The sequence below is a fragment of the Maribrevibacterium harenarium genome, assembly GCF_006385675.1.
Taxonomy (GTDB): Bacteria; Pseudomonadota; Gammaproteobacteria; order Pseudomonadales; family Marinomonadaceae; genus Marinomonas; species Marinomonas harenarium.
Genome location: NZ_VFRR01000075.1, coordinates 1 through 5,958, shown reverse-complemented (window position 1 = coordinate 5,958; position 5,958 = coordinate 1). Strand labels below are relative to the sequence as shown.

The window sequence follows — 5,958 nt, the reverse complement described above, 5'->3', positions numbered from 1 at the left end:
ATCACTTAGAGTAAAAATAAGACGAGAGAAAAACGGCAGGATCAGCTGATCGGAATAGACCGAAACGAGCGATCGCAATCACCGGAATACGCATCTCGGGTTTTGACTCGATAGAAATACTTTAAGTCGATCTCTGCGGACATTAGGTAGTCGTTAATACATTCATGGAGCGTTAAACGATAGCGATAGATATGCTCTACTGGGACTCTGCTAATCGTCCTCGACAAATTCACTTGGTCTAGTTGGCCGGATTCGAAATAGTCGCGGGAGAAGTCTAAATGCAGCTGGTTAATTGAGTTCACAAGTTGCTTAACTTGATTCACTTTGTCCACTTGTATCTCCGGCTGTTGTTGATTTAGATTGGGATAGTGTAAGTAGCTAGCCATAAAATCACAATCAGACATTGCCTCATCAGGCACTGGGAGACTTTTCAACTACTGCAGCTGGGCAGATGGCAACAGGCATCCTTTTCTAGCTCCACGCGCAAGCGCGTAAGGTCGCTGCGAGGCTTTTAACTAAGGCAGTTGGGCAGTTGGGCAGTTGGGCAGTTGGGCAGTTGGCAACAGGTATCCTTTTCTGGCTCCACGCGCAAGCGCGTAAGGTCGCTGCGAAAAGGTACCTGTGCCACCTGCTGAAGTCCGAAGTCCGAAGTCCGAAGTCCGAAGTCCGCAATACGCTATTAGATTTGATAGTCCTGACGACATTCTTTGAGTTCGAATGCCATTTGGACATCTTCAGCGATGGGTCTGGTACGTTTGTTTATTTGGTTAAGGATCTTGGGAAAGGTATTGGTGCCAGTCTCCAATAGCCAGGTAACTCGATCATGTTCGATATCCAGCTTGTGGGTACGGCAGAGTTTTTGCTTTTCGCAGTGATGGATGGCGCCCGTGACTCGGGTGCGATTGTTGTAGTTTTGTTGAGGTGTTAATGAAAAACTTAATTGGTATACAAAGCCGTAATTAGGGCGTTGTTCGAGGGTCGGTGTTTCCATGTCATACTCCTGTAGACGCTGTTCCTGAGTTGCTGTTTCCTTTTAGCCGGCTAGAAGAACTTTTTCCTTATACCAAACTCTTTTTCCATTTTAAAAGGCTAGTTTGATCATTTGTTAACCTATGTCAATTTTTTACCAGCTTATGACCTACCCCCTGACATCAGGATATGCAAGATGTGTTGGATATATTGATGTATCTGGTAATACTTTTGCTCTTTTAAAACGTCCTCAATAACTTCCCAATCCAGATTTAGGTAATCGTGGATAATTGCATTGCGCATTCCTATTGCACCACGCATAACCCTGATAGGAGGATTGGTTATCCCCAACAACTCGTAGGTTCGCTCAATATTCGCTCTGGCTTCTGAAGGTACTGGTTTGCCCTTTGACTTCAGTAGGTGCTTAGAACAACCAATAGCCGCTTCTACTATGACCTGTAGACTGCGTTCGGTGGCGCTGCGCTCATTAAATGACAATGGGCGCTGTTTAAAGATAGTACTGAGTTCATCAAGACCACACAGATGCTGCTCAACCTGCTCAGTGATTGCCATTACATATGGCTCATAATCAATTACGGACTTTGGCGTATTCATATCGATAATATTCCCATAAAGACCAGATTCGAGATTGCTCGGAGTGAAGGCGTAGAGAGTTTTGGCACACCATGACCACGCCTTCATTAATAATGTTGTAGGCTAACGGTACAGGTATGTGATTGATATTCACAATAGAAATTGATTCCTGTGTCACTTGTGACCACTGATAAGCTAGATCTTCACAGTCGCAGGAAGCCCCCCGCTTAAAAGCAACCGCTAAGTCATAGTCGCTAAAAACGTCTGCTGTATTCTTGGCACGGGAGCCATATAACCATACAACTTCTAGTCCTTTGCTGTTCTCCGCAAGTTGCTGCAGTTTATTTAGTACTTCGTCGTGATTCATGTAGTACCTTCAACAAGCAATTGTTACCACTAGGATAACGGTTTTACGGGCCATCACAAAGGATTAGAGAAGAAGGATCATCTAAGAGAAAAACCCCCGTTGCTGAGTAGCCGAGCAACGGGGGGTGACAGAGGATATTAGCGGGCGTTGTCCGCTAAGTCGTTTAGCAGAGCACGCTGGGCGCTGCGGTAGTCGTCTTTACGTGGTTTAGAAAGCGCGTAGGAGCCGTCAGTTTGCAGTACCCAACTTTGGGTATTGTCGTTGAGGTAATACTCCAACTCTTTCTTCACCCGACGTGCCAGTTTGTAGTCTTGAATAGGGAAGGCTACTTCCACTCGGTTGTTCAAGTTACGATCCATGCCGTCGGCGCTGGATAGGTAAACCAATGGGTTACGGTTGTTGAAGAAGTAGTACACCCGGGTGTGCTCAAGGAAACGCCCGATGATACTGCGTACACGGATGTTCTGAGAAACCCCTTTAATACCTGGACGCAAAGTACAGATACCGCGCACTATTAGGTCGATTTTCACTCCGGCTTGAGATGCCTTATACAAGGCTTGCACTAAGCGTTGCTCAGTCAATGAGTTCACCTTGATGATGATTCGCGCAGGTTCACCGGCTAGAGCGTTTTTCGCTTCTTGATCAATCATCTCGAGCAAGCGGTCACGCAATGTAAACGGTGCGTGTAGCAGTTTTTTAATCTTGAGCTCTTTACTCATGCCCGTCAGTTGCTGGAACACCCGATGTACGTCATCACCAATATCTTTATCACAGGTCATGAAGGAGTAGTCGGTGTACAAACGAGCATTACCCGCGTGGTAGTTTCCTGTACCCAAGTGCACATAGCGAGTCAGTTCGTTGCCCTCGCGACGCACGATTAGGATCATCTTGGCGTGGGTTTTGTGGCGCACTACCCCGTATACTACGATAGCGCCGGCATCCTGCAAGCGGCTGGCTAGAGCCAAGTTTTCCGCTTCATCAAATCGAGCACGTAGTTCGATAACGACCGTCACTTCTTTGCCATTTCGAGCGGCCTCTACTAGGGCATTGGCAATCGGTGATCTGGCACCGGTACGGTACAAAGTTTGACGAATGGCGACCACGTTCGGGTCTTTGGCCGCTTCGTTCAGCATATCAATAACCGGCGAGAAGCTTTCGAACGGATGCATCATCAGGTAATCGCGCTGACGCACTGCTTCGAAAATCCCGCCAGATTTAGCCAATTTATTGGGCACGCCAGGTGAGAATGGCGGGTACATAAGATCAGGGCGATCTACCAAGTCCAATACTGCCATGAGTCGGCTCAAGTTTACCGGGCCGTCAATACGGTATAAGTCGCTTTCGCCAAGATCAAACTGCGCTAATAGGGAATCCACGATATGGTTTGGGCAGTTGTCGGCGATTTCCAAGCGGACCGAACTACCGTAGTGACGGCTTTGCAACTCAGTACGCAGCGCCCCCGCTAGGTCGAGACCGATATCGTCCGAGTCTACTTCCAAATCCGCATTTCGAGTCAGGCGGAACTGGAAACAGCCTTTTACCGTCATCCCCGGGAATAACTGATCTGCATGGGCGTGAATAATGGAAGACAGGAATACCATATTATTCCCGCCTTCACATACGTCATCTGGTAATTTGACCAAACGCGGTAGTGAACTCGGTGCAGGCACGATAGCCAAGCCATTCTCACGGCCAAAGGCGTCGCGCCCTTCTAGTTCCACAACGAAGTTAAAGGTTTTGTTCGCTAAGCGAGGAAATGGGTGAGCGGGGTCCAACCCCACCGGACTAATGATAGGCAAGACATTGTCTTTAAAGTATTTTTTTACCCAGGCTGCTTGTTTTTCGGTCCACACAGAACGGCGGATAAAATGGATATTTTCTTTGGCTAGGCGCGGAAAAATAATGTCGTTCAAAATGCGGTATTGGCGGCGAACTAGCTTGTGAGCCTGTTCACTGATCAGCTGTAACACTTTGCGCGGGTGCATACCATCCGGGCCGTTTTTCTCCCGGTTGTAATCTACTTGGCTCTTCAGGCCTGCAACACGGATTTCGAAGAATTCGTCCATGTTAGAGCTAAAAATACACAAGAACATCAAGCGGTTCAGAATCGGGTGATTCTCGTCCATGGCCTGTTCTAGCACACGGGCATTAAATTGCAGGTGACTCAGTTCCCGGTTGAAATATAACTCAGGATCATTTAAGTCGATTTCCTCCGGAGCACGGTATTCTATAGCGACTTTGCTGCTGTCCGCGGGGGCTTCTGGGATGGGCTCAAGCACGATCTCATCGGGCTCGGCTACCTGAGCGTGAGTCTCTTCCTTTTGTTCAATTTTCTCTTCAATTACGTTTTGCTCAGACATATTCCTGCTCAATCTTTCATTTCAACTAATTCAAGGGTAGCTGGTGAGATTCACCAACTACCCAAAATGTCATGCTAACCTTGCACAGGAAGTATGCCCTATGCTGGTCAGCCTTTTAATAGGCGCGCTGCGTCTTTGGCAAAATAAGTCAGGATGCCGTCGGCACCTGCACGTTTAAACGCCAATAGTGATTCCATCATCACTTGGTCTTTATCTAACCAACCATTTTGAAACGCGGCCATTTGCATGGCGTATTCGCCGCTAACTTGATAAGCATAGGTTGGTACACCTAACTCTGACTTGACCCGGCGCACAATATCTAAATACGGCATACCTGGTTTTACCATAACCATATCGGCGCCCTCTTCGATATCGAGCAACACTTCACGAATGGCTTCGTCGCTGTTTGCTGGGTCCATCTGGTAAGTGAATTTATTGCCTTTACCCAAGTTGCCGGCAGAACCGACTGCATCACGGAATGGGCCGTAGTAAGCGGAGGCATACTTGGCGGAGTACGCCATAATGCGAGTGTTGACGTAGCCTTCCAGTTCTAGGGCTTCACGAATAGCACCGATACGGCCATCCATCATATCCGACGGTGCCACAACTTGAGCCCCTGCCTCGGCATGAGACAACGCCTGCTTCACCAGAGTTTCCGTGGTAATGTCATTTAGCACATAACCTTCGTCATCAATGATGCCGTCTTGGCCGTGAGTGGTGAACGGGTCTAGGGCCACGTCGGTCATTACGCCAAGCTCGGGAAAGTGCTTACGTAATAAGCGTACGGCCCGTTGCGCTAAACCGTCTGGGTTGTAAGCCTCTTCCGCGTCTAAGGATTTCTTCTCAGCGGATACCACCGGGAACAAGGCTACCATGGGGATGCCTAATTCAACGATTTCTTTAGCTTCTTCCAACAGGATGTCTAAGGTAACCCGCTCAACACCCGGCATAGATGGCACAGCTTCACGGGTGTTTTCCCCTTCAATGACAAACATCGGGTAAATCAAGTCATCGGCACTTAAACGATGCTCACGCATCAGACGGCGGGAAAAATCATCGCGGCGCATACGGCGCATACGGGTGAAGGGAAAAGTCATCAAACGACTCCTTAGTAACTGGAAAGGTAAACTATAAAGAAATTATGACAAACATGTGACAAGCATCGACCATAGCCAACAAATGCGCCAAATCTCTACACTTGACGCCATGGTAGCCTATTTTGTGCAGCAGAACCTTGATGCTATTCAGGATATTTATAGAAAACTGGAAAGTTACTGGGTGTAGATTTTTACACCGACTCGCTCAATATGATCAATTAACGCTCGATTACGCAGGTGGGCAAGGCATAAAACATCAACCGCGTGAGGCAAATCGCTTTCATCAAGATCTAACGCAATAGCCGACAAGGTGTGCCGGTCTATCTCCCCAAGCAAAGCAAGATCAATATCACTGCGCGAGGTAAAATTCCCTTTCGCCCGAGAGCCATACAGTCGTGCCGTTCCTAGTTGTATGGAAAAATATTCCATATCGCCGGGCGAACAGTGTTACCGGCTGTGAGCGCTCCAAGCTTACGCTCGGGCACTTACCCCCGAGGTATGGGATACCATCTTAGATTCTGCGCCTTCTGATTGCGCTACAGACCTAGATTGCTTTCGCTTCGAGAGCAGC

At 48.0% G+C, this 5,958-nt stretch carries 7 protein-coding genes; all 7 read right to left on the bottom strand.

From position 1 onward, the window contains the following. Window positions 1–41: 41 nt before the first annotated feature. The 7 genes from FJM67_RS16770 to FJM67_RS16740 all read right to left on the bottom strand — a co-directional run bounded on the left by FJM67_RS16770 (window position 42) and on the right by FJM67_RS16740 (window position 5,816). The gene (locus tag FJM67_RS16770; RefSeq protein ID WP_181161539.1) at window positions 42–386 is read right to left on the bottom strand and encodes a hypothetical protein; all 345 of its coding nucleotides are present in this window, start codon (window positions 384–386) and stop codon (window positions 42–44) included. Window positions 387–679: 293 nt separating this feature from the next. After that, window positions 680–991 (bottom strand): hypothetical protein, encoded by a 312-nt coding sequence (locus FJM67_RS16765; protein ID WP_140591776.1) that lies wholly within the window; start codon window positions 989–991, stop codon window positions 680–682. Window positions 992–1,131: 140 nt separating this feature from the next. After that, a complete protein-coding gene (hepT, locus tag FJM67_RS16760) occupies window positions 1,132–1,584 on the bottom strand; it encodes a type VII toxin-antitoxin system HepT family RNase toxin (protein WP_181161538.1) in 453 nt (150 codons plus the stop codon). Then, entirely contained in the window at window positions 1,559–1,930 is a 372-nt protein-coding gene (gene mntA / locus FJM67_RS16755; protein WP_140591771.1) for a type VII toxin-antitoxin system MntA family adenylyltransferase antitoxin, read from the bottom strand. The genes hepT and mntA overlap by 26 nt, the downstream gene beginning before the upstream one ends. A 137-nt stretch (window positions 1,931–2,067) precedes the next feature. Continuing rightward, entirely contained in the window at window positions 2,068–4,290 is a 2,223-nt protein-coding gene (gene ppk1 / locus FJM67_RS16750) for a polyphosphate kinase 1 (RefSeq protein WP_140591768.1), read from the bottom strand. A gap of 107 nt (window positions 4,291–4,397) precedes the next feature. Beyond that, window positions 4,398–5,387, bottom strand: a complete 990-nt coding sequence (gene hemB / locus FJM67_RS16745) for a porphobilinogen synthase (protein WP_140591766.1) — start codon at window positions 5,385–5,387, stop codon at window positions 4,398–4,400. Between the two features lie 174 nt (window positions 5,388–5,561). Continuing rightward, window positions 5,562–5,816 (bottom strand): nucleotidyltransferase family protein, encoded by a 255-nt coding sequence (locus FJM67_RS16740; RefSeq protein ID WP_140591763.1) that lies wholly within the window; start codon window positions 5,814–5,816, stop codon window positions 5,562–5,564. Window positions 5,817–5,958: the final 142 nt, after the last annotated feature.

Bases quoted from the DNA above. Each gene is read 5' to 3' on its own strand.
- FJM67_RS16740 (WP_140591763.1), bottom strand. From the start codon at position 5,816: ATGGAATATTTTTCCATACAACTAGGAACGGCACGACTGTATGGCTCT.
- hemB (WP_140591766.1), bottom strand. From the start codon at position 5,387: ATGACTTTTCCCTTCACCCGTATGCGCCGTATGCGCCGCGATGATTTT.
- ppk1 (WP_140591768.1), bottom strand. From the start codon at position 4,290: ATGTCTGAGCAAAACGTAATTGAAGAGAAAATTGAACAAAAGGAAGAG.
- mntA (WP_140591771.1), bottom strand. From the start codon at position 1,930: ATGAATCACGACGAAGTACTAAATAAACTGCAGCAACTTGCGGAGAAC.
- hepT (WP_181161538.1), bottom strand. From the start codon at position 1,584: ATGAATACGCCAAAGTCCGTAATTGATTATGAGCCATATGTAATGGCA.
- FJM67_RS16765 (WP_140591776.1), bottom strand. From the start codon at position 991: ATGGAAACACCGACCCTCGAACAACGCCCTAATTACGGCTTTGTATAC.
- FJM67_RS16770 (WP_181161539.1), bottom strand. From the start codon at position 386: ATGGCTAGCTACTTACACTATCCCAATCTAAATCAACAACAGCCGGAG.